Genomic DNA, 25530 nt, shown 5'->3' with positions numbered 1-25530 from the left:
ACTATATCATCCAAAACGCAGCGACCATGTCATTCAGAGCGCGCGCAGCACCTGTCTGCCGTTAGGAAGAAAGCAAAGAAACCGTAGGTTCAACACAGCTAACCTCTCAATAAAACCCCAATCATCAAACCATAACATCATCATAAAGCTCCAAAAAACGATTAAGACTATCGGTACTCTGAAATTCTGTTTTTACAAACGCATGCGCCTGGCTAACCATGCGCTGTAAGTCATCTTCCGGTGTTTGCATCATCTGCCCAATCGCCAACGCCATCGCTTCAGGATCCCGAACAGGCACTAACCAACCCGTTTCTCCAGACTTAACAACTTCAGCCATCCCACCACTATCCGTACACACAACGGGTACGCCCAATGCCATCGCCTCCAACACCACATTAGCAATACCTTCACTTAAGCTAGGCAACAAAAGCACATCAAAACCCTGAATATAACCAAACAATTCGGACTGGGCCATGGCCTGTTCAAATTGCACATAATCTTGAATCCCTAAATCATGCACCGCAAAAATCAAATCTTCTGGTGCTGATTCAGGTGCCACTATGGTATACTGCACCATCATCCCCTGTTCCACCAAGAGCTTAACCACTGCTAGAGCATAACTATAGCCCTTTACCCAATGATGCCTACCAACCGACACCAAAGAAACACGGTTATCGGCAATGCGTTTCGGCAATCTAAAGGACTTAAAAGCAGTCTCTGGCAATACACTATAAATAGTGCGAATCCGTTCAGCATCCACACCAAATTGTAATACCTCTTGCTTGATGGTATCACATACAGCGTGAAAACCGCTCACCTTTGGAAAATGACGTACATACATCTCCGCCAATTCGGGTCGTACTTGTGGCGAAATATTAATCTGTGTCCCACGCAAGCTTAATACAAGCTTACAGCCATAGGCATCCCGTAAAAATACCCATCGGTCCAATTTGCCAGCCCATTGAATATGAAAAACTTCAGGTCTATATAATAAAACGGGGACAAAACGGGAAAATCGCATCCATTGCTCATAAAGGCTATTATAGCGTTTAGCTTCCGTATAAGCCACACCAATCAATCTAGGCCGTGTAAACAACAAACACAAAACCCGCCAAAACGTAAATAACACATTTCGCACTTGATGGTTGGGTGTTTCTACAACCCGAATGTTGGGGTTCGTATAACGCACCTGCCGCTTAACCGAACCAAACAAGAACACGGTATGCGTCTCCGCCACGCCTGCTATCAAATGCTCTATAAAAGCAGAACTAGGTATGGCACCGGAATAAATGGCGATTGTTAAGGGTGCTTTCAAATTAATCAATTAAAGTTTTATAGAGTGCTAATAATCGGTCAACTTCATTTGTAACACTGAAATTTGTCTGCGCATGCCGTATGGCTGCTTCGGAAAAGTGAGCGTATTTTTCTGCATCTCCCCATAATTCCAAAATATAGTCAGCAGCTTGTTCAACATCAGAAGTCTGAACCACGTAACCACTCGTATTAGGAATAATAGATTCTGGCAAACCACCACTATTAGAAACAATAGCGGGCAAACCTAGCGCTTGCGCTTCTAAAACACTGGTAGGCAGGGCATCTGAATGACTTAACTGTAGGAAAATATGGGCTGTATGCAAATGTGTTTTTAAAACGGCATTACTTACGCTTCCATGATAAGTTACACGGTCTTGTAAACCATACTGCTCTATAAGAAAAGGGACTTGGCCTGCGTCAGGACCATCGCCATAAATATCATAATGAACGGGTACTTGACGTGCTTTTAAAGCCCGAATAACCTGCAAGTTACCAGCAATATTTTTCTCCCAACACATTCTAAAAGCGGAAACAATCTTTAAAACCGAACCATCAACAGATTTAGGTACAACAGCTTGTTCATTTCCAAATGAAATAGGTATAACATAAATTGTATCAAGTGCTATGCCCCAATTGGTATGTAAATAGTTTTTCTGATGGGTACTCATCACAACAAAAGCATCAACCTGATGACCACAATTTTTATAAAAATCTTTCCATTCATTTTGAATCCAAGGTTTAACGTAAGTATCATTTCCGCGCAACGTGATAACAATTTTTGGTCTTTTAGAAGCGTCCATATGAAGAAGTCCAATTACTTTTTTAAATAAAAAAGAATCCTGAACATGTATAATATGTACATCTTGCTGAAGCAGCAACCATTCTAAATAATTTAAAGGATATGTGGGCTTTTTTATAATTTGATATGTCTTTTCAAAAACACGCCTATAATAATAGTTTGGCATTTTATGCACAAATTGATCTGCGCTTCCCTGAAATACCTGTATCCCAAAATCCAATTCGGGATGCACCCGTAACACATCCATAACGGGAGGTATATAAGGCTGATAAAATATCGGGTAGGACTGAAAAATATGCCTAACTTTAATTAACGTGTCTAATGCCATGTACAAGGTATTGTTTAGCGATACAAGTTATAAATATTCTTATAATGCCAATTACCAATCGGCATAACTTTAACCAAAATATACATTAAACTAAGGTAAACAATGCTTAATAAAGATTTATAAAAATGAAAGTAACGCATTTTCAATAAATACTTATAAAAAACATCTGTCATCCTGCTGGTAAAAGCAAGATATAAAGTCCGCAAATATAATATGGCCAATGCGCTGCGTATATAGGTTGGTTTGGTACTTGGTAATTCAGAGTTTGTTATTAATAACGCGTCTAAAGCCGATGCGACTTTGCCTGGCGTATGCTGCTCCGTAATGGATTCTGAATGACGTATAACCTGAACCAAGGCTTTGTTCAACATCACACCTTGATCGTGGTTCATCCTGAAAAAACGCTGTAAAAACTCGTATTCTTGCGACTTTAAAAGATGCTCATTCAATGGATGACCTACTAAAACAGATTTCCTAAATAGAATGGTCGGCAAATTGGCTGGTAACCTTCTTATTATATAATCATAATAAAAACCATCTTGTAAACTGTGAGCTATTCCCTTTTTAAGCGCATCCCCATTCTCATCAATCAAATCGAATAAACAAAGTGAAAATCCAGCTTGATTGGTAAGTATATTACCAAGTTGCATATCTAAAAGATTAGGATCCATAAGATCATCACTATCAAACCACTGAATATAATCTCCCTTGCTTTTTTCAAAACCAAAATTCCTGGCACCATTTCCGCCTTTTAAATGAGATTCGGGACGTGGGTGATACTGAAACCGTTTATCCCGATTCATATAAACAGTCAAGACTTCTAAAGTCTTATCAGTACTCCCATCATCGATTACCAAACATTCCCAGTTAAGATATGTTTGTGCTAAAACAGAATCGAGCGTGGCACCAATTAAATGCGCACGATTAAACGTGGGAATAATAATAGAAATTAAAGGTTGCTCTAATTGCATTAAGTTTTTTTTATGGGATAAGCACTAAAAGCAGAATATACCTTTAAATCAAAATAATCAAAAACACCCTGAATACGCCGTAGCTGGTCTGCTTCTAATTTGTTTAAAAACGATTCCAACTGATGCTTTGGCAATGCTTTAAGATTACCATAGAAATTAGTGCTACTAGGTTTTCTATAATCTATTCGTGATAAAATGTCTTGAGGCAGGTGTATGTTTATCCCTTGCAATAAAGCTTGAAAACTGTCTTCAGGATGCATCACCAAATCTTCATAATACAAAGTATACCAAGTATCCTGATTTTTATGGGTTATAAGGTCCACATTATTAACACACCAAACAGCTATTTCCACCTCCAACTGGGTTTGCAAACTATCAATATAATGCTGGTGTTCAATAAAACGCATATTATTGATACAGTCCGGAATGTCAAATTTTTTGGCAGGAGTTAATGTCGTTATATTTTGAGCATCTACCCCTTCAAACGTTTTTAAACGTGATAAACAAGTAGCTATGGGGTGGCGAAGTAAAAACACTGGTTTATGTTTCAGCTCTGGATAGGTTGCCACCACCCACGGCAAACTTTGATTGGCCCTCACAAATTTGGTCAAAACATGTTTGGAATGTTTCAAATCCTTCCAAAAAACATAACGCGTAGTCCAAGTATTAAATACGCTAAACCTAAATATTTTCGAAAACAAGGTTACATGTTTAGTGTCAGTGCTATCTGGCAATATGCAGGGTCGCCAACCTAATTTATAAGCCTTGGGCACCACGCCACGATTAACATGCAAAGGCTCCCAATTTATGATAACACCTGGAATATGTTTCAACAACTCCATCAACCAAGTACTGCCGCCTCGCGCTTCACTAAAAATGATAATGGCATCAGCCATGTTATAATGTTTAAAACGCAAAGCAAGTTGTATAATCTTGGGCTTTAGTGCTTTTTTTATGGGCTTTAATTTGAACATAAATAACGTTTAATGGTTTGAGTTGAATTACGCGTCCTACTAGCTTGAATTAAGGGTAGCAACCGTTTAATGAGCAAAACCTCTTGAATCTTAATCCGCGCTTCAGTAAGTTGAAATCTAAGCATAGCTTTAATAAATTCCTTAAAGCGTTTGTATTGAAGCTGTTTCAGATCTTTAAAATTAGCTTGAGTAATATCACCATACCTACTTTTAAGCTTGCGTTCCAACCGATCAAAATAAATCACACTACCAGGTTCAACGATTAGTTTAGGCCGTGATTCCCGATCATGCCTAACAAAAGCATGAGTAACTACACCTACAGATAAACCAGAATAACGAACGCGCTGACAATAATTATTATCCTCTCCGTAATGAAAAAACAAAGGATCAAATCCGCCCACCTGCTCCAAACAATTTTTGGTTACAAACCAAGCCGCAGCATTTATATAAGGCACCTGAAACAGACTTTTAACAACACCTAATTTATTAAATTCACTTGGCAAATGTGGTCCTGCAATAGTAGCATATTTAAAAAATTGTGTATCGTAATCCAAACCGCTCCCGTTTAGATGTATTGGACTCAAAATACCATATTCAGAATTTTTTGCTGCCGCTTCCATTAAAACATCTAAACACCCAGCTCCTAAATAGGCATCCTGATTTAATAAAAATACATTTTCAAACCCTAAAGCCAAAGCTTTGGTAATACCCAAATTATTGGCCTGTCCAAAACCCAAATTACGGTCTTGCTCAAATACTAAAACCTCCTCAAAATGAGTTTGTATATAGCGTACCGTACCGTCTGTGGACTGGTTGTCAATGACTATGACGGGATAATTTTGACAACTTCGCAAACAGGCATCAATCCAAGGCATGCCATTATATGTTACAACAATAATTACGACAGATGTATCCTTAAAACTCATAGATATTTTAAATATAAAAGTTTACGGTATAAAGCAGTATACCCAAATCGTTTTAATCGGTTTTTTAAGGCTGTCTTGGCTTGAGCTTCTAATTGCAATTGGTCGGTTTCAGAAAGCCTTGCCATACAATGTTTTGGTAAATGAGCTTTCCATTTGGTAGATACAGCCATAGCAGCGGCCATCCAATCCTTATTGGGGCTACCTTCAGAAAAATGTTCCAATAAAATATCAAATACAACAAAAAGCGAATGCTGCGCACCTATTTGCAATGAAAAATCCATATCATAACCATGAAACCCATCAAAGGTCTTCGTGTCAAAAGGGTACTGCTGCCATATAGATTGACGTGTAGCCATAAAAACACCATCTAAAGTCACAACCTGATACCGCTTGGTATTAGTGTCGGGTTGAATATGATATAATTGTGTAGCGGTCCCTGATGCCTTAAAATGCTGAATCAAATTCATGGCTATATAAGGCTTAAAAACAGACCAAGTGGTGGGCACATAACTTTTATAAGCAGAACCAGCTACGCCAATGGCGCCAACGTCTGGATCATCAAAATGGGCGATAAGGTGTAAGCCCCAATTAGGCGTTTGAAACAAAACATCTTCATGCACAAAACACAAATAAGGATAACGTGCGCGTTTCGCACCAGTATTATAGGCTTCACAAATCCCCATAATTCCAGGATTATCTATGCTAATAACCTCATAGTCCACGTCACCAATGGTTTCAGCTATGTTGTCATGCAATGCCTTACAATACGTAGGTTGATAGGTAGAAATTATAATAGAAATCATGCGTTTAAATACCTGTTAATTAATGATCTATTTGGCCGTGCCTTACCGCTTGAATAACCTGAAACAATTGCGGGCAAATAACATGTGGTGTAAATTCAGAAAATAAGGCCTGTGCTCTAGCGCCATCTGCTAACCGCTTTTCTGGATGACCTGCATAGTCCAATACCGCATCTCCCATAGCTTCAACATCCAAGTATGGTACTATCTCACCACCACCTTGTTCAATAACTTCCGCGGTTCCCGTGGCTTTTTCAAAACAAATAATGGGTTTCTTAAGCATAGCTACCTCAATACAAACAAGTGGAAAAGGATCTTCTCTGGAACACATTAAAAACACATCAAAACGATTATAGTGTTCAAAAGGATGAGATAATTCTCCAACAAAAGAAACCACATCAGCCAATCCTAATTTTAATAAATCGGCCTCAATAATAATACGATTAACATCAGAAATACCACCAACCCAAGTAAATTGTATAGGCAGTTTGGGGTTCTGCTTTTTCACATAACGTGCCACCTGTATAAAAACATCATACCCTTTACGCCAATCTACCAGTCCCGAAGCACCTATATGAAAACTCTCTGTTGAGTTAACTTGTATTGGTTCCTGCTTTATAACCGAATAAGGATAAACTCGTGATATTTTTTTTTGAGGTATCTGCCAATGGGCATGTAAACTATGTTGTACCAAATTAGAAACAGCTATAAAACGATCTATATCGTTTACATACGCCTTAAAGTCTGGCAATAAGAGTTGGATAACGGTGGGTAATTCATGAACATGAGCAATAAGCTTGGTATGACCATGTTGGGCTTTTAATAAAACCCCATACGGTATGGCTTTAATGGTATTGGCATATATAACATCAAAGGCTTTCAGGTTCAACTGCCGGACCAGCTCCATTTTCGTTTGCTTTTTGGGTTTTGTTGAAAGTCTTTGTAAACCTTTGGAGATATAGGAGTTCGTTTTAGGTTTCAATCCCGTTAAATTGATATAGTCATTACAAACAGCCTGAAAGTCATCTTTCAATACACCTTCTTGCAAGTCCAAAACTACGGTGTCAATAGTAGACTCGTGTTGCTTTAACCAGGTTAGAAATTGCACTAAAACCAACGGTGCGCCGGCTCTATGTGTATTATGTGTAATAAATAAAAGTCTCAAACTAATTTAGTTTTAATGTATACCAGGTTCTACCTGAAAAATCATCCACAGCAAATCGCTTACTAAAAACACCATGTTTTATGCGCTTCAATAAGCCATATAATCTGTACTTGCCTGCTCCTGTATACCGTGCATTAAAATGCACATACACCTTCCAGAAGGCCATATCCAATTTGGGTACAAGATACAATTCTTCTCGAATCCGTTGCCAAACCACAGGGTCTAAATCGCTAAAGGCCATCTGCTGAATAACAAAATAAAACAATTTAAAAAAATGTTTTTGCACATCCAAGCCATCAAATTTCTGATGGACTTTAAAAGCCTCAATTAATAAAAAAAACAAGTGGATCCGGTTTTGCTGGTCTTCGCTAGAGTTTAATTTATGAATAGCAGCTTCTTCATGAAAACGCTGAAGCACCATGGTTTCTCGCGTATCTAGTTTAAGATAGTTCGGATTATGCAGTAAAACCCGGATATGAAATTCCCAATCCTGCCAAGATCTGACACCCTCCGTAAAATGCAGGCCATTATGCACTAAAAAATCTTTACGCCAAATAGGACCAGATGTATGCCAAACCGGATTGACACTTAAAAAATCAGCTAAATCATGGGAGTTCGGCTTCCTTAAATCATTCCAAATAGCATCAGGGTCTTTATTGGGATGATAAAATCGTGCCGTTTGAAATACATAAAAATCGTATTCAGGTTGCGCTAAAACCACTTGCATTCTAGATGCTAATACGTCAGGTGGTAAAACATCATCAGAATCAAAAAACAGGATATAGGTGCCTTTAGCCAATTCCAATCCAATGTTCCTACAAGTAGAAGCACCCTTTTGCCTATCTTGTGGTCGCTGTATATAACAAAAACGAGAGTCCTTTTCACAAATAGTACGCACCAACAAATCGGTACCATCCGTACTCCCATCATCAACAACCAAGCATTCCCATTGGGTAAAGCTTTGTGCCAAAACACTATCTAATGTCTCGGCCAATAAAGTAGCACGATTAAAGACAGGTATAATAATGGACACCAAATTTTTCATACCTATTAGAATTTAATCTTATCACGAAGATTCATAATTGGTATTTCAAGATATTTGAAAAGAAAAAAAGAAATAAAAATAGATATTCCAAAATATGCTAAATATCGAATTGAAAGAAATAGGTACCAGTTTAGATTAAACTCGAAAAGAAAGTTACTAATTGGCCTTACAATATAAACTTGCACTAAAGACAAATGAATTAAATATAAGGAATAGGAAATTAAACTGATAAAAGTTAAAATCTTATATAAAACACCTTTACCACTTTTTAATTCACAAAAAAAGGGAAGTAGTAGGAGAACACCTATTGACTCTACTGAAAACAGAAATATAGATTTAAACCAAGAATCACTTAATAAAACTTGTTCACTTATTTTCATGAAAAATAAAAACATAATTCCTAAAATAAAAAACACCAGTTTATACTTAAGCCATACCTTTTTATAATTCTGACTAAAGTAAGCGCCAATTAGCCCGAACATTAAACTATCCATTCTAGTAAAAACTTGTTTTCTAAACAACAATTCCCATTCTTTGCCTGTAATAGTATCAATAGAAATAAACGTAGAGAACCTAAATAAAGTTGCACCTAATATAATACTAAATGCTACCATTAAAAAAGCCTTAGAGCTACTTAATTTAAAAAATTTTATTGATACATATAAGCATATAGGAATAAGCAGATAAAACCATTCTTCAACGCTTAAACTCCAAGCTTCCGGAAAAAAATTAGGGTGAGGATAAAATAAGTTTTGAGAAAAGAAATAGTATTTTAATTTATCTTGTAACACAAAACCTTCTCTAAACAGAAAATTTAATAAAATTAAAACAGATAAAATAAAAAAATAATTTGGCAAAGTGCGGAACCAGCGTCTAATCCAAAAATTAAACAGTATACTTTTTGAAATGTTTGCCTCATTAAAAGTTTTTAATAAAATATCTCCTATTAAAAATCCACTCAATACAAAAAAAACACTCACGCCATCTAAATAAAACCAATCAAATTTTGAATGCAAATAACTTGGTGCCAAAAATTTACCATGCTGAATCAAAACGAAAATTATGGCTAATGCTCTTAAAATATCAAGACCATATATTCTGTTTGAACTTATGGGTAAAGAAAAAATTTTATTCATTTTTTTTTCGTGCTACGTCATTTGTTATTTTAATCAATTCTTTGACCTTATCTTTTACAATTTCAATGTCATACTTTAATTTTAAGATTTTCTGATTTTCAGCAATCTGTTTATCCGTTAATTTTATTTCAATGTCATTTTGACTTAAATTTTCAACTAATTCACAATTTAATCCTAAAGTCTTATAATATTTATAAACCACTCCTTTTGAGTTGAAAAATAATTTGGCTCCCATAAAACCCATAGTTATAATATTCCCTAGAGCTTGCTGTCTAATATGATTAAAAATGGCGTAATTACAGCTTGAAATAATGTCATTATAATTTTCAAAAGAAACAAATTCAGTTAAAGGTTTAAAATTATGTCCCAATAATTCATTTCCTCTCTTTAAAATAAAATCTTTATACTCCTCATTACCACTATAACTCAACGGGACTATTATCTGACGACTGCCCAAATTTAATTTAGACAATCGCTCAAAAATTTCAATATGATTATTTGCTGGGTCTGCAGAATTACCAACTAGTATATTTTCATCAGACCTTTTCACGTTTTTTTTCCTAGTAATTTTCAAGTTATCTAGACTTCCGTATGTAAAAGGAGCATAAATTATATTTTTGTTAATTTCTCTAACACTTTCAATTTCAGTCGGAATTACAGGAACACATATATCGACCTTATTAACACATTGGGCAAAAATAGAGTTATACGTTTTGTTTGATGTTTTGAATAACTTATAAATTTTAGTTTTAAATAGAATATCATTTTTTATTATTTCTAAATATGTATTTTTCCTATTTAAAAATGCGGCTGTCTTTTTTTCGTATATTTTATGCTTAAGTGGCAGCCATTGCACGTATAAATCATACCCCCAAATAAACCAAACAAGAGTTATTTCGAAATTTAATTTTGAAATTAGCTTTTGTTTTCTGCTATTTAAAGCATGAGCATAAACTATTTTAGATTCCGAATTATTGATAATAAATGCTAATTCATCTAATTGTTGTTCCGTCTTTAAGTGAATTGCTTGAGCTTGTTTGTTCTGAACCAAATTTAATGATAAATCATTGTTATCTGATATTACGAAATATTTAGACTGGCCAGGAACAATGGATTCAAAAAGTTCGATCGCTACGTCAATAAATTTCTCATCATCGAAAATGTGTATTATTTTGCTCATGTTTATCTGAAAAAATGTACTTAACGAATGAAACTTTCTGATTTACTTGCTAATTTTTTTATTATACCATAGGTTTGGCAACACACCATAAGCCTGTTATCATTTGATTCTTAGTAAAATCTATTTTACCCATTCTCTCATCTTTTTTATGCAAAAATTTGATAATTGGTTTAAAAATAAGAGATGTGAAATACCGTTTTCTTCCCTTTAAGGCTCTTCTACAGTATATCCCCATCATAATAGCTAAACTCGCATGCCAACTTCCAATTGCCTCTAATTCAACAACTTCAAACCCTGAATCTTCTAAAATTCGTTTCAAAGCAAATGGAGTATAACGATATTCATCATTAGGCACGTCATGGAGGTTCCATAAAAAAGGTACAGTAATGGCTAAATAACCATCTTTATGTAAAACTCTACAAATTTCTTTTAAAACAATTTCTGGCTTTGGAACATGTTCCAGTACTTCTATTAAAAGAGCACAATCAAATTTATTATTTTCTATTGGTAACGATTGCCCATCCCAGTATAAGTCAGGTTGTGAATTTTTTTGATATATATCACTCTTTATATCAATTCCTACATACTCATTAATTGTTTTATTCTCTAAAACTGTATTTTTATAAGGCATTTCTCCACAACCAACATCTAAAAGTCTTCCTTTAAAATACCTCATAGATATTCGCCTTAAAAGTTTTACTTTTTTAGATAATGGATAATAAATATCTAGGTTATCTAGTTTTAGTTTAATGTTTCTATAATCTGGCATCTTTTCGTTTTAAATAAAACAATCTTTTAATTAGTAATTAATTTAAAAGCAAAGTTCAATATGAGTTTGAAAACTAAATTTATTTATTATTGTCTTATAAAATTAAAAATATAATTTATAAGTAAGTACTGCATGCAATGCTTTCAGCTTTACTTGAAAATTATATTGTTCATATTGTTTAATAAGACTATTTTTAAGTTCCTCATCTTTTACAGCTTCTATATTAATATTAAACAAGTCGTTTAAATTGGATTCTATTTCTCCCGATTGTCTCCAGGCTGCATAGTTTAGCAACGCATTATTTTTTTCTTTAAGACCTAGCCTTTTTAAATAAAACATATACATTATATGATACGCTTTCCTAAATCGTTTGTTCGAAATATTAAGAGTTCTACGTTTAATTTTCTCATAATAGAACTTACCTAACTCTGGATGAAACCTCCCAATCCATTTATAATATAAATTATGATTATTTCTAAATTTAAGAGGGATGCGTATGCAAAATTGCAAGAAATCCCGTTCCATAAAAGGAGAAACGGTTTCAGTATAAGGATAAGCATATTGGTTACCTTCTAATGTAAAATTAAAAACATGATTATAGAATCTTGTCATTTCTAATGAATCATTGACAATCATTTCTTTTAATATGGCATTTTCTAATTTTGAACTAAAATATTCCTTGTATTTCGGATTAATATAACCATATTTAAAGTGAATATTATAATTATGCAAAGTTGAACCAACAATTGCATCGCCAACTTGTCCCGTATGAATTAATCCGTAACTCGCAAAATCAATTTTATTATAAAAATCATGTATTTGATTTGCAACAAAATAACTTAATAAACCGCCATTCACATGCAATGAAAAATCAAATTCCTTTAAATGGTTTCCACTATCAATTTTATATAAAAAATTATTGAGTTTAAACTTCTTGGCTATTTGCTTTGCAATAATTTCATCCCAATAGTTTGGTGAAGAAAAAGTAATGGTATTGATTGCTTTATAGCCCAATTTATGTCCGACTAAAGTGGTCATTCTAGAGTCTAAACCACCGCTTAATGTTGAGATATGTTTATAATTATACTCTAAATCCTTATCATATTGTAGTCTAATAGCCTGTTCAAACTTCTCATTAATTTTATGAAGATATTCATCTTCAGTTAAATTCAGCTGTGGGTAAGATGATAATCTAAAATAAGTCTCAATTTTAATATCCTCTTTGGTATTATAAACAATAAATTGACCTCCTCCCAATTTCTTAATTTCATTAGAAAAATGATGATTGCCATATACATAATCAAAGCTAGCAACTGAATAAAATGCGAATTCGTTTACAGTTAATTTAATGCCTTTGGCTTTTAAACATTTAGAAAGTTCATAAACATTGGAACCAAAATAAAACTCGTTAAGGTCTTTATTAAAGTGATAATAAATAGGTTTAGAGGTCGTGGTGTTAGTATAAACAATAAGTTCATTTGATGTTTTATTATATAAAACCAATGAAAAATCGCCTTTCAAAGTATTTATAAACTGTTTGCCCTCTTTTAAGTATAAGTGCTTAATTAAATTAAAATTATCACGTATTGCAAAGTCTTGTTTTAATTGTTTGGCATTCAATAATACACCATCAACCGCTACAAAAAAATCCTGGTCCTCTTGAAATAGTTTATCGTTAAAAAACTTGTCATTTAGTTTTCGCTTAATATGAAAAGTTTTAAAATGGTATTCATCCTCTAAAAATGGTCGATTACCCAAATAATTATAATCAGAATGACCAAAATCTTTAGTTTGGGAAATGAAACCTAGGAGTCCTATCATAATTAATAAACTTTAGATGGTAAAATCATATCTGACCCTTTCCTGTTAATAGTTGAAGTATTCCAGAAATCTCCTGGTAACACATGTATTTCACATGCTTTCTCTACGACATCTAAATAATCTTCAGGTTCGGCTGTATTATAACTTGAGTGCACTTTCAAAAAATAATGACCTTCTCTCAATAATAATTTTGGTATATCCCAAGTTATCTTACCTTCTGTCTTTAACTCATTTATTCTAAGCCCTGATTCTATTGATGAAAGGCCTGTTATCATATTATCGTGTATATCAAAAAATGCAAATGCAAAAATAAATTTAGAAGCTTCAAAATCTTTTGTAGTATCATAAGTCATTTCAATTCGCAAATATTCTCCCGACAAGCAATGATTAACGGGTATATTATTCTCATTAAACAAGTTTACTTCTGTAAACTTAAAAGTACCACTACCTAGTCTATCGGTTCTATCCCTTAAATTCAGTTTAGCACCTGCAGCAACTTCATTACTTGTATTTAAATAGAAATCAACACAATCATCAGCATTACCTTCAAAAACAGTTCTTCCATGCTCTAAAACAATAGCACGAGTACACAAACTTTTTACAGCAGCCATATTATGACTTACAAACAGGACAGTCCGCCCATCACCACGACTAATATCCTGCATTTTGCCAATGGCTTTTTTCTGAAATTCGGCATCACCTACGGCAAGCACCTCATCAATCACCAAAATATCAGGTTCCAAAAAAGCAGCAACGGCAAATGCTAAACGCACCCGCATCCCAGAACTATAACGTTTTACGGGTGTATCTACATAACGCTCGCAACCAGAAAAGGCGATGATTTCGTCTTCTTTTGCGCGAATTTCAGCTTTACTCATCCCCAAAATAGCACCATTCAAATAAATGTTTTCAAGGCCTGTTAATTCAGGATGAAAACCAGTACCCACTTCCAATAAACTCGCAATGCGGCCTTTAGTTTTTATTTCACCCGTAGTGGGCGCAGTAACCCGAGATAATATTTTTAATAATGTGGATTTACCTGCCCCATTTTTACCAATAATACCCAGAACTTCACCCTGCTGGACCTCAAAATTAATGTCTTTAATGGCCCAAACATAAGAACTATCGGCTTTGGTACTTCTATCATTAACCTCGCCAACCGTTAAAAAAGGATCTTCTTTCCCACGCATACCAGCCCACCAACGTTTCAAGTCGTCGCTAATAGTACCCGTACCAACAAGTCCTAGTCGGTATTGTTTTGAAATATTTTCAGCTTTTAAAATGATACTCATGTTTCTTAATTCACTATTCGATATTCGTTTATTATTTAATCACTTGTCATGCATTAGCTGGTAATGCGTCTGCAACTGTAAACTGCCTGCCCATCTGTAGCATTAGCGAAGGCGGGCGACTGCGACTGGGACTGGGACTAAAAACTAATCTCACTTTTCTTTGTTCTTCATACTTAATACTTAATACAACAATGAACCTCACACCTCAAACCTATACGGTGTCAATAAACGTCTTCTCGGTTCTATTAAAAATAATAATTCCAAAAAACAAAACGACCAAAGTAACGCTTGCCGTATACAGAATGCCATACCAGCTAAAAGTCCCAGTTCCTAACAACATATAGCGTGCGGTTTCAATTATATAGGCTACCGGATTATATTCAACTAACCAAGCTATTTTAGGTAACTTCTCACGCATAAGTGCCAAAGGATACATAACGGCAGACAAATACATCAGTAATTGTACTCCAAATGTAACAAGAAACTTTAAATCGCGATACTTGGTAACCAATGATGAAATAATCATACCCAAGCCTAAACCTAAAAATCCCATTAAAAAAACAAGTAAAGGAAAAAATAATAAACTTCTATCTATATGAACATCAGCCCCTTGATTATAATAATAAATATAAAATGCCACGAAAATTAATAATTGAATCCCAAATTTTATTAAATTAGATATAATGACGGAAAGCGGAAGTATAATTCGTGGAAAATAAACTTTTGCAAAAATACTGGCGTTAGAAGTGAAGGTGTCTGAAGTAGACGTTAAACAGGTTTTAAAATAATTCCAAACTGAAATGCCAGCCAAATTAAACAAGAATGGTGGTACCGTACCCGTATCTATGTTAGCCACTTTATTAAAAATAAGGGTAAACGTCAAGGCCGTAAACAAGGGCTGAATCAAATACCAAAGCGGTCCTAAAACGGTTTGCTTATATACGGTAACCACATCACGCTTCACAAACAAAACAAGCAAATCGCGATAACGCCAAATTTCGGCAAAATTAAAGTCAATTAACTTTCGTTTGGAAGAAATGGTGTACAACCAATCCGCATCCTCTGTCTTATTCAATGTAATAGCGTTTTATATAGGGCTAATATACTAATTCCAAGCAGAAACCAAAACGCAAACTTTATAATTATTAGTATGCAAATCCAGCTGTTTTAAGACGAGCTAGAGTATTTCAATTCGGCCTAATAATAAAAATTGACTTGTCTTTCATAACGCGCCATGTCATTCAGAGACTCCATTGTCATTCAGAGACTCCAATGTCATTCAGAGCAAAGCGAAGAATCTCGAAGGTTCAGCGAAGCTAATCTCAGATGCCTAATGTCATTCAGAGCATAGCGAAGAATCTCGAAGGTTCAGCGAAGCTAATCTCAGATGCCTAATGTCATTCAGAGCATAGCGAAGAATCTCGAAGGTTCAGCGAAGCTAATCTCAAAAATTAACCAAATAACAATCCAGAGATACTTCGGTCATACTTCCCTCTGCATGACAGCATCAATGTCATTCAGAGCGCGCCCAGCAGGGCGAAGAACCTCAAAACCCAAATTGTCATCAAAAACGCCCATTGTCATTCAGAGCGCGCGCAGCAGAGCGAAGAACCTCAAAATTCAAATTGTCATCAAAAACGCAAAATGTCATTCAAAGCACAATGTCATTCAGAGACTCCAATGTCATTCAGAGCGCAGCGAAGAATCTCTAATTAAAAAACATCCCAAACTAGAGATACTTCGGTCATACTTCCCTCTGCATGACAACGTCATTATCATTCAGCGCATCACGTCATTCAGAGACTCCAATGTCATTCAGAGCGTGCGCAGCAGAGCGAAGAAACCGAAGGTTCAGCGAAGCTAATCTCAAAAATTAACCAAATAACAAAACAGAGATACTTCGGTCATACTTCCCTCTGCATGACAGCATCAATGTCATTCAGAGCGCGCGCAGCAAAGCGAAGAACCTCAAAACCCAAATTGTCATTAAAAATCTCCGTTGTCATTCAAAGCACAATGTCATTCAGAGACTCCATTGTCATTCAGAGCGCGCCCAGCAAAGCGAAGAACCTCAAAATCCAAATTGTCATCAAAAACGCCCATTGTCATTCAGAGCGCAGCGAAGAATCTCTAATTAAAAAACATCCCAAACTAGAGATACTTCAGTCGTACCTCCTTCTGCATGACAGCATCAATGTCATTCAGAACTCCCATGTCATTCAGAGCGTGCCCAGCAAAGCGTGGAAACCGAAGGTTCAGCGCAGCTAATCTCAAAAATTAACCAAATAACAATCCAGAGATACTTCGGTCATACTTCCCTCTGCATGACAGCATCAATGTCATTCAGAGCGTGCGCAGCAAAGCGAAGAACCTCAAAACCCAAATTGTCATCAAAAACGCCCATTGTCATTCAGAGCGCAGCGAAGAATCTCTAATTAAAAAACATCCCAAACTAGAGATACTTCAGTCGTACCTCCTTCTGCATGACAGCATCAATGTCATTCAAAACGCCCATTGTCATTCAGAGCGTAGCGAAGAATCTCCATTTCAATTCACCTTTTACCCTTGAGATACTTCAGTCGTACCTCCTTCTGCATGAAACAATAAATCACATCTGCAATTTCGACTATCAAAATCCACAGGAGCCCACCTCAAATCACTCGGTTTTATAGTAAAATCCCTAAAGTAATAGGGTTCATCCGTTCCAGTCTTGATAGCCTCTAAATCAAGCTGCGGCTGAATAAAAGCAACAATCGTCCATTTGGGTATGTCGGGAGCTATGTTCACAAGATTGTTAACGAAAAACACCCCATCTACCCGCCCATTGGTACTTAAAATTAATTGCGCATCTGTCTCATCTTTAGAGAAAGTGATACCAAAACATAAGTTCTCATGATAATCCTGTAAGCGACTAGTAAGTTCATGATCATAAAAAGCCTGCTCGGCAATCGAAAAATCCTGTAAATAATAATAAGCTTCAGCATAGTCCTGAAACCAATCCCAAAAATCATATAACGATCTCATATTATAAATGTACTTTATCATCCCTATCGGCACAATAGCTTAACAGCTAAACAAGTTAACACGGCCTTATACATCCCTACCAACCCAAGGAAAAAACAACAAACAACTTAACACCAAACAACACAAGTCTTCCGCAGAAAGGAACAACAAACAATTTAACGTCAAACATCAAACAACACCCAACAAATCAACCAATCCCATTTATACGCTTAAACACCTCATCATAAGGCAAACCTAAATACTCACAGGCCTCCGAAATGGTCACTAATTGATGCTTTTGCTTCTTATTAAGCAGCTTAATATCTCGAATTACAGACCGTGCATAACGCTCACTCTTTCCCGTTAGCCAACAAATATCATTGCTATAGATACATATCCGTCTCATAATTGAAGTTTTATGAGGGAAAAAACGCAATTTAATTGATTGTAAAATTCTACAAGAAACCCAAAGGTTGCTATTATTTAATTGCCAAATTAACAAGTAACTATAGAACCTATTTCAGAATGCTCCTATAAGCTATAAAAAAACCAAATACACTAAAAATTTTAAGCGGGTTATTCCTACAAGAAATCCCTACGAGAATAATTGTTATCCCTTTAAACAAAAAACACCCAAGTACACGAGGCAAAAATTACAAATTATACTGATTATCAACCCCATATAAAAACCAACTAAACATTTTTTTTGTAATTTTAGTAATATCCAACCAATCCCATAACTCATGAAAGAGACCCCACATGCTAAATTTTGGATTACAAATGGCATTATGTTTTTTATATACAAACCCATTAGCTTTTTAGACTATCCTACGGCAAAAAAAATTGTTGAAGAACGATTAAAATTTCAACTAGAAACACAATATCCCATTCTTTGTGACACACAAGGCATCAAGAATTCAGCAAAATCGGCGCGCGACTACCTCGCGAACGAAGGATCCGCCTTAACAAAAGCAGTCGCCATAGTGGATAATAGGCATATTGCCAACGTCATGTTGCGTTTTTACCTCATGAAAAACAAGCCATTAGTACCTTCTAAAATATGTGATACCCAAGAAGATGCCTTATCTTTTTTAAACACCTACGTATAATGCATAGTCATATCAATAAATCCAGATTGGAAAACATCTACAAACTACTACTCAAAATAGCGGAAGGGGATTTCTCGTATGAAATTGAACGATCGGACGAGGATGATACCATTGAAGCCATACTCGTGCTAGTGAACTTATTAGCCGAAGAAATGAAAGAAACGCTAAATTATTATAGTATGTTAAATACAACGGACACCGTTAAGCAATATTCAAACATGCTCTTTGTCCTAAATAGCAGCTTTCAAATTCAATTCGCAAATAGTGAGGTTCAAAAAACATTGGGTATCGCCCCTGCTAGCTTAAAAAAATCATCCTTTGCCGCCATTTTAAGTAAAAAATCACATCAAAATTGGATCAGCATAGCAAATAATATGTTATATCAACAGGAATATCATCATATTTCCAAACTCACATATCTGTGCGCAAATCGGTTAACCAAAACTTTCACAACGGCCATTAATGTCATACCACGTAATGAACAAGCGCCACCACTTATCATCATGACTACATATCAAAAAATTCTAAAAAGCCAACTAATGGAAGATAATTTAAAGCATTCTTTAAAAGCCGTTAAAAATAAAGGTTCAAATAACCCAACAAAGCCCAACGTCCTGGTTAAAGAACAAGATATTCGTATCATGCAAAAAATTAAAGGGTATATCCTGCAAAATCTGGAACACCCACTTCCAAACCTGAGAACCTTGTCCAACCAGTTTGGTACCAATGAGTATAAATTAAAATATGGCTTTAAACAATTATATGGCATCACCGTTTTTCGGTATCTAACCCAAGAACGACTCAAACGAGCGAGTTTACTAATACAAAACACCTCCCTGTCTATCAAAGCGGTGGCAAAAATGACAGGATTTAAAAATGTATCACACTTCTCCAAAGCTTTTAAAAATCATTTTGGTGTCAAACCCACTGATATGAAAAAACTAAATATCAACAACTAATATCAGAATAAGGTTATGGTACATATTAAGTAAAAATCCACACACATACCCGCCACACCAGGCTCACCACTCACTTTTCACTATTCACTATTCACTTTTCACTTTTAACTTTTCACTTTTAACTTTTCACTTTTCACTTTTCACTTTTCACTTTTCACTTTTAACTTTTCACTTCTCATTTTTCACTTCTCATTTTAAACCACGCCTGCCTGCCGAAGGAAGGAACCTTACGGATACTGTATGGATACTGTATGGATACTGTATGGATACTGTATGCCAAAGATATTTTGGCAGAAACAGGAAGTTATGGCAAAAAATAACGGCTTGGTACAAAAGGATACCTAAAACGAAACAAGCAGCAATAAAATTCAATAGCGGTAAAAATAACATACACCTACTTCAACCCTTCCCTAACTTTAATCCAGATTCCAGGTCTGATATATAAAACAGCGGCCGATGTTTTGCGCACAGACAAAGAATCTTAAATAATTTGTATAACAGAGGACGCCATAAAAAGTCCTCATAAAGTCAAAACATTATGGCAAAATTAAAAAGCTTAATCAAGATCGAAGGAACCCTGGACGATCTTACCTTTTATAAGGGCAAAGAAGGGTTTTTAGTCAGAACCAAAGGTGGTGTGAGCAAAAAAAGGATTAATTCGGATCCCGCTTTTGCTAGAACACGCGAAAATGGTTCGGAATTCGGAATGGCTGCGTCGAGTGGTAAAGTATTGCGTCGCGCCATCCTAGACCTATTGGTGGATGCCAAGGATGCCTTGGTAACTTCCAGACTCACGCAAGTCATGACACGGGTAAAAAATGCGGACACAACAAGTGTTCGTGGTCAACGTAACGTGGCAGTGGGTATCACCACCCCAGAGGGTCAGTTAGCTTTAAAAGGGTTTAATTTCAATATCCGAGCCATTATGAGCGCGGTATTATTGTCAGATATAGACCTAACTACGGCGACGGGCGAAATTGTAATCGCAGATTTTACCCCTGCTCAAAATTTAGAAATTCCACTGGGAGCTACGCATGTCAGCTTCTATTCAGGGTTTCTAAATCTGGATTTTGGTACGGAAGATAAGGACTTACAATTAAGTCCTGTAACCAATTTACCTATTGATAATACCAATACAACAGTAACGTTAACACCAGCTGGTGTGCCTGCTGGTACGGGTAGTGAACTATTCTTTTTAAAAGTTGCGTTCTTTCAAGAGGTCAATGGTGTGCAATATGCCTTAAATAATGGGGCCTATAATGCACTGCAGTTAATGGAAGTACTTTAGTTTCTATAGCCGCAGTATGTATGCATGACCATGCGGGAGCTGCCTTTTTGGGCGGCTCCTTTTTTATACCCATCATCCAACCTCCCACTCCCCGGCTCCTTCCTTAAGCGGAAGGCAACCAAAATTTAAGAAACAGTCTAACGGAATGTTTTTATAGTGTAATATTATCAAATAAAAAACCCCTTATAATTACAACTATAAGGGGTCATGCTTTATAAAAAAATGGAGTTTATTTTTTGACAATCTTTTTTATTATGGTGTCATCGCCATCTATAATAGTTAAAAAATAAAGTCCTTTTTTCAGAGCACTAACATCTATAGTCATAGAGCCTTTTTGTCCATCCAAAGACAGCTTCTTAACCGGGGTACTATGCATATCATGAAGGATAGCCTGGGCGTTCCAAGTCTTTAACGCATAAGCCAATTCCAATTGATCAACGGCAGGATTGGGGTAAATGGATATACCCGATGAATCAGCTTGCGTGGTTCTCAATGTGTAAAATGGGAGTGAAACCTTATTCATACAACTTCTAAAGGTTTTCTGATAACTGTAAAAGTTGCTGTTAAGAACATGCGTAATATAACCCCCACCCATAAGCGTGCTCTTATAAACCAATTGTATCGTGTAAGTACCATTTGAAAGGCAATTGAAAAACCCAGAAGGATTGGCGTTTGTGTTAAGCGAATTAAGCGCATAATCATTATTGCTACAACTGCTGCCATTGGGAGCAACTACCCGGAAATAAAGTTTAGATGAATTGGTGTGGGTTCCCGATGCTTTAAAACCAATATAACCGGAGTTCTGACCTTGTTTGTCTTTTTTACAATAGGCATTCACATCCAAATTCACAGAAGCGTATGCCTCTTTTTGTACAATAAATCGGTAGTAACGGGTTTGGTAAACCTGTCCACCACAACTGGCTTCTACACGAATGTTTCGCACACCTACAGGAAAATTATGGCCGTAAATATCTACTTGATTGGGTTGACTTCCTAGCAAACTACCGCCAGAATGTGAATTGTATACGGTAACAGCTTTACTTCCGCAAGGGGAACTACCAGCGTTCCAAGAACATGTATTCACCTGATTTCTGAAACGCAAATCGGTTTGCAATTGGTTTTGAAAATAGGGTATCGTAAAGGTATATACATTTACGGTATAATTCGGACCACCTGAAGATTCAATAACGGAGGACGTGGACAAGCTAATGGCGTTTGTGTTGTAATAATTGAAATGAATCTCTCTAGCCGTGGGGTTATTGGGGTATGGTGTGCAGTTTTGGGCCTGAAGACCACCAGTAACCATTAAAATGAGAGCCAGATACAAATACCGGCCTTTCATCTGCTGAAGCTTTGATTTTAAAATGTTTAAGTTATTCATAATATAATGTTTTTATAACCACTACTCTGTTGGCTTTTCGGGAACCGCTTTCAGAGGTATATACACAGAGAGATGAATTTGTTACCCCTTAATCCCGTAAATAGTTATAAAAAAAACCGTTGTCATTCAGAGCACAATGTCATCCAGAGCCTCCATTGTCATTCAGAGCATCCTGTCATTCAGAGCACAGCGAAGAATCTCTAATTAAAAAACATCCCAAACTAGAGATACTTCAGTCATACTTCCCTCTGCAGGACAACGTCATTATCATTCAGCGCATCACGTCATTCAAAACTCCCATTGTCATTCAGAGCGCAGCGAAGAATCCCTTTGTCATTCAAAGCATCCTGTCATTCAGAGCGGCGCAGCAAAGCGTGGAATCTCAAAAACTAACCAAATAACAATCCAGAGATACTTCCGTCATACTTTCCTCTGTATGACAACGTCATTATCATTCAGCGCATCACGTCATTCAGAACTCCCATTGTCATTCAGAGCGCAGCGAAGAATCCCTTTGTCATTCAGAGCATCCTGTCATTCAGAGCGGCGCAGCAAAGCGTGGAATCTCAAAAATTAACCAAATAACAATCCAGAGATACTTCGGTCATACTTCCCTCTGCATGACAACGTAATTATCATTCAGCGCATCACGTCATTCAGAACTCCTATTGTCATTCAGAGCGCAGCGAAGAATCCCTTTGTCATTCAATGCATCCTGTCATTCAGAGCGCAGCGAAGAATCTCTAATTAAAAAACATCCTAAAACAGAGATACTTCGGTCATACTTCCCTCTGCATGACAACGTCATTATCATTCAGAAAGCCCTATGTCATTCAGAGCACCCTGTCATTCAGAGCGCAGCGAAGAATCCCTTTGTCATTCAGAGCACCCTGTCATTCAGAGCGCAGCGAAGAATCTCAAAATAAAACACTATTTTTAAAACAATGAAAACAAAAGGAACACATAATTACTACGTCTACATCCTGACAAACAAAATTAAAACAGTTTTATATACGGGTGTAACCAACAATTTAGAAACAAGAATATACCAACACCGATATCCCCTTCCATTTTCAAAAGCATTCACAACAAAATACAAATGTTTCTACCTAGTTTTCTACGAACAGTATAATGATGTGGAAACAGCCATAAAAAGAGAAAAGCAAATAAAAGGTTTAAGCCGAGCTAAAAAAGATAAAATGATTAGTGATTTCAACCCTGACTGGAAATTTTTAAACAACGATATTTAAATATCAAAAACCGCATATCATTCAAAACTCCTATTGTCATTCAGAGCGCAGCGAAGAATCCCTTTGTCATTCAATGCATCCTGTCATTCAGAGCGCAGCGAAGAATCTCTAATTAAAAAACATCCTAAAACAGAGATACTTCGGTCATACTTCCCTCTGCATGACAACGTCAATGTCATTCAGAAAGCCCTATGTCATTCAGAGCGTGCGCAGCAGAGCGAAGAACCTCAATTTCCTAATGGCATTCAAAACGCCCATGTCATTCAGAGCGTGCGCAGCAGAGCGTGGAATCTCAAAAACTAACCAAATAACAATCCAGAGATACTTCCGTCATACTTCCCTCTGCATGACAACGTCAATGTCATTCAGAAAGCCCTATGTCATTCAGAGCGTGCGCAGCAGAGCGAAGAACCTCAATTTCCTAATGGCATTCAAAACGCCCATGTCATTCAGAGCGGCGCAGCAAAGCGTGGAAACCGAAGGTTCAGCGAAGCTAATCTCAAAAACTAACCAAATAACAATCCAGAGATACTTCCGTCATGTTTTCCTCTGTATGACAACGTCATTATCATTCAGCGCATCACGTCATTCAGAACTCCCATTGTCATTCAGAGCGCAGCGAAGAATCCCTTTGTCATTCAAAGCATCCTGTCATTCAGAGCGCAGCGAAGAATCTCTAATTAAAAAACATCCTAAAACAGAGATACTTCCGTCATACTTTCCTCTGTATGACAACGTCATTATCATTCAGCGCATCACGTCATTCAGAACTCCCATTGTCATTCAGAGCGCAGCGAAGAATCTCTAATTAAAAAACATCCTAAAACAGAGATACTTCGGTCATACTTCCCTCTGCATGACAACGTCATTATCATTCAGCGCATCACGTCATTCAAAGCAGCGAATCTCAAAGGTCCAGCCCAGCTAACCTCAAAATCTCTTTCGAATACAATTAGATTTTTAAGAATCCAGAAAATCAGGTTTTAGAATCTAACCCGCAAAAACAAGAAGTCCCTCTTGGAGATTTAGGGGCTTTTAAACCAATCCCAAGTCACTTTCAACCCATCTCGAACAGAAACCCCAGGTTTATAACCCAACAAACGTTCCGCCTTAGAAATATCGGCTAACGAGTCACGCACATCACCTTGACGCTCTGGACCATAAACAGGCTTCAAGGCAGACTTAGCCGCCTGCTGTAGCGATTCCCATAAGTAATTAACCGTAATCCGCTCGCCACAGGCCACATTATAGACCTCATTTTTAGCGGCCTCCGGAGCAAAAAAACCGCGGACATTTGCCTGAACAGCATTGGCAACAAAGGTGAAATCCCGTGTTTGTTCCCCATCCCCATTAATGGTGGGTGCTGCATCATCTTTAAGGGCTTGCATAAACAACGGAATTACCGCGGCATAAGCCCCATTCGGACTCTGCTTGGGTCCAAATACGTTAAAATAGCGCAGCCCAATAACATCCGTTCCATAGGTTTTCCCAAAAACATCGGCATACAATTCATTAACATATTTCGTTACCGCATAAGGTGATAAAGGTTTTCCAATCCTATCCTCTACTTTAGGAAGCGTGGGACTATCCCCGTACGTCGAACTAGAAGCTGCGTAAACCATACGTTTAACAGTAGCCGAATCTTTTAATGCAATCAGCATATTCAAAAACCCAGAGATATTCACGGCATTGGTGGTTGCTGGATCGTTTATAGAACGAGGCACCGAACCCAAAGCGGCTTGGTGGCTTACATAATCCATGTCCACCATGGCTTTTTTACACGTCTCCAAATCCCGAATATCCCCAACCTGCAATTCAAAATTAGGCAAGTCCATAAACTCGGCTAGATTCTCGCGATACCCATTCGAAAAATCATCCAATACTCGAACAGTTTTAGCTTGGTGTTTTATTAAATACCCCACAATATTACTCCCTATAAAACCACCACCACCAGTAACTAAAAAATTTAACCCAGATAGATCTTGATTATGAAATGCCTTGTCGTACATAGTATTAAAAT

General features: G+C 36.5%; 22 protein-coding genes. 4 read left to right on the top strand and 18 right to left on the bottom strand.

Annotation, left to right across the window (positions count from 1 at the left end; genetic code table 11):
• Nucleotides 1–124 precede the first annotated feature (124 nt).
• The 16 genes from ACFPH8_RS09030 to ACFPH8_RS08955 form a co-directional block, all read right to left on the bottom strand.
• Nucleotides 125–1237 (bottom strand): glycosyltransferase family 4 protein, encoded by a 1113-nt coding sequence (locus tag ACFPH8_RS09030; RefSeq protein WP_376860316.1) that lies wholly within the window; start codon nt 1235–1237, stop codon nt 125–127.
• Between the two features lie 79 nt (nt 1238–1316).
• Nucleotides 1317–2441 carry a glycosyltransferase family 4 protein gene (locus ACFPH8_RS09025; protein WP_376860314.1) on the bottom strand — a complete coding sequence of 375 codons (1125 nt, stop codon included), beginning with the start codon at nt 2439–2441 and terminating at the stop codon, nt 1317–1319.
• A 14-nt stretch (nt 2442–2455) separates the two neighbouring features.
• Entirely contained in the window at nt 2456–3412 is a 957-nt protein-coding gene (locus tag ACFPH8_RS09020; protein ID WP_376860312.1) for a glycosyltransferase family 2 protein, read from the bottom strand.
• A complete protein-coding gene (locus ACFPH8_RS09015; RefSeq protein WP_376860310.1) occupies nt 3412–4386 on the bottom strand; it encodes a sulfotransferase in 975 nt (324 codons plus the stop codon). The genes ACFPH8_RS09020 and ACFPH8_RS09015 overlap by 1 nt, the downstream gene beginning before the upstream one ends.
• Entirely contained in the window at nt 4374–5312 is a 939-nt protein-coding gene (locus tag ACFPH8_RS09010; RefSeq protein ID WP_376860308.1) for a glycosyltransferase family 2 protein, read from the bottom strand. The genes ACFPH8_RS09015 and ACFPH8_RS09010 overlap by 13 nt, the downstream gene beginning before the upstream one ends.
• A complete protein-coding gene (locus ACFPH8_RS09005; protein ID WP_376860306.1) occupies nt 5309–6115 on the bottom strand; it encodes a glycosyltransferase in 807 nt (268 codons plus the stop codon). Before ACFPH8_RS09005 ends, ACFPH8_RS09010 begins: the two co-directional genes overlap by 4 nt.
• A 19-nt stretch (nt 6116–6134) precedes the next feature.
• On the bottom strand, nt 6135–7277 hold the full coding sequence (locus tag ACFPH8_RS09000; RefSeq protein WP_376860304.1) for a glycosyltransferase family 4 protein: 1143 nt from the start codon (nt 7275–7277) through the stop codon (nt 6135–6137).
• A gap of 1 nt (nt 7278) precedes the next feature.
• The gene (locus ACFPH8_RS08995; protein WP_376860302.1) at nt 7279–8322 is read right to left on the bottom strand and encodes a glycosyltransferase family 2 protein; all 1044 of its coding nucleotides are present in this window, start codon (nt 8320–8322) and stop codon (nt 7279–7281) included.
• A 5-nt stretch (nt 8323–8327) separates the two neighbouring features.
• Nucleotides 8328–9458, bottom strand: a complete 1131-nt coding sequence (locus tag ACFPH8_RS08990) for an acyltransferase family protein (RefSeq protein ID WP_376860300.1) — start codon at nt 9456–9458, stop codon at nt 8328–8330.
• Nucleotides 9451–10638, bottom strand: a complete 1188-nt coding sequence (locus tag ACFPH8_RS08985) for a TDP-N-acetylfucosamine:lipid II N-acetylfucosaminyltransferase family protein (RefSeq protein WP_376860298.1) — start codon at nt 10636–10638, stop codon at nt 9451–9453. The genes ACFPH8_RS08990 and ACFPH8_RS08985 overlap by 8 nt, the downstream gene beginning before the upstream one ends.
• A gap of 61 nt (nt 10639–10699) precedes the next feature.
• Entirely contained in the window at nt 10700–11407 is a 708-nt protein-coding gene (locus tag ACFPH8_RS08980; RefSeq protein ID WP_376860296.1) for a class I SAM-dependent methyltransferase, read from the bottom strand.
• A gap of 102 nt (nt 11408–11509) precedes the next feature.
• Complete coding sequence (locus ACFPH8_RS08975) at nt 11510–13228, bottom strand: asparagine synthetase B family protein (RefSeq protein ID WP_376860294.1); 1719 nt, start codon at nt 13226–13228, stop codon at nt 11510–11512.
• Nucleotides 13229–13230: 2 nt separating this feature from the next.
• Entirely contained in the window at nt 13231–14520 is a 1290-nt protein-coding gene (locus ACFPH8_RS08970) for an ABC transporter ATP-binding protein (RefSeq protein ID WP_376860292.1), read from the bottom strand.
• A 211-nt stretch (nt 14521–14731) separates the two neighbouring features.
• Complete coding sequence (locus ACFPH8_RS08965; RefSeq protein ID WP_376860290.1) at nt 14732–15595, bottom strand: ABC transporter permease; 864 nt, start codon at nt 15593–15595, stop codon at nt 14732–14734.
• A 1484-nt stretch (nt 15596–17079) separates the two neighbouring features.
• A complete protein-coding gene (locus ACFPH8_RS08960) occupies nt 17080–17544 on the bottom strand; it encodes a hypothetical protein (RefSeq protein WP_376860288.1) in 465 nt (154 codons plus the stop codon).
• 187 nt (nt 17545–17731) lie between these two features.
• Nucleotides 17732–17929 carry a hypothetical protein gene (locus ACFPH8_RS08955; protein ID WP_376860286.1) on the bottom strand — a complete coding sequence of 66 codons (198 nt, stop codon included), beginning with the start codon at nt 17927–17929 and terminating at the stop codon, nt 17732–17734.
• Between the two features lie 337 nt (nt 17930–18266).
• Between ACFPH8_RS08955 and ACFPH8_RS08950 the strand changes: the two genes are divergently transcribed.
• The 3 genes from ACFPH8_RS08950 to ACFPH8_RS08940 all read left to right on the top strand — a co-directional run bounded on the left by ACFPH8_RS08950 (nt 18267) and on the right by ACFPH8_RS08940 (nt 20879).
• Entirely contained in the window at nt 18267–18632 is a 366-nt protein-coding gene (locus ACFPH8_RS08950) for a DUF7793 family protein (protein WP_376860284.1), read from the top strand.
• Nucleotides 18632–19591, top strand: a complete 960-nt coding sequence (locus tag ACFPH8_RS08945; protein ID WP_376860282.1) for a helix-turn-helix domain-containing protein — start codon at nt 18632–18634, stop codon at nt 19589–19591. Before ACFPH8_RS08950 ends, ACFPH8_RS08945 begins: the two co-directional genes overlap by 1 nt.
• 637 nt (nt 19592–20228) lie before the next feature.
• Nucleotides 20229–20879, top strand: a complete 651-nt coding sequence (locus ACFPH8_RS08940; protein WP_376860281.1) for a hypothetical protein — start codon at nt 20229–20231, stop codon at nt 20877–20879.
• A 229-nt stretch (nt 20880–21108) separates the two neighbouring features.
• Here the strand turns inward: ACFPH8_RS08940 and ACFPH8_RS08935 are convergent, their stop codons facing one another.
• On the bottom strand, nt 21109–22260 hold the full coding sequence (locus ACFPH8_RS08935; protein ID WP_376860279.1) for a T9SS type A sorting domain-containing protein: 1152 nt from the start codon (nt 22258–22260) through the stop codon (nt 21109–21111).
• 944 nt (nt 22261–23204) lie between these two features.
• Here ACFPH8_RS08935 and ACFPH8_RS08930 point away from each other — a divergent pair.
• A complete protein-coding gene (locus ACFPH8_RS08930; protein ID WP_376860277.1) occupies nt 23205–23510 on the top strand; it encodes a GIY-YIG nuclease family protein in 306 nt (101 codons plus the stop codon).
• Between the two features lie 1025 nt (nt 23511–24535).
• On the opposite strand, the gene ACFPH8_RS08925 is transcribed toward ACFPH8_RS08930, so the two are convergent.
• The gene (locus ACFPH8_RS08925; protein WP_376860275.1) at nt 24536–25519 is read right to left on the bottom strand and encodes an SDR family oxidoreductase; all 984 of its coding nucleotides are present in this window, start codon (nt 25517–25519) and stop codon (nt 24536–24538) included.
• Between the last annotated feature and the right edge of the window lie 11 nt (nt 25520–25530).

The organism is Bizionia hallyeonensis (assembly GCF_042657385.1).
Classification (GTDB): Bacteria; Bacteroidota; Bacteroidia; order Flavobacteriales; family Flavobacteriaceae; genus Algorimicrobium; species Algorimicrobium hallyeonense.
This window is presented reverse-complemented; position numbering and strand designations above follow the sequence as displayed.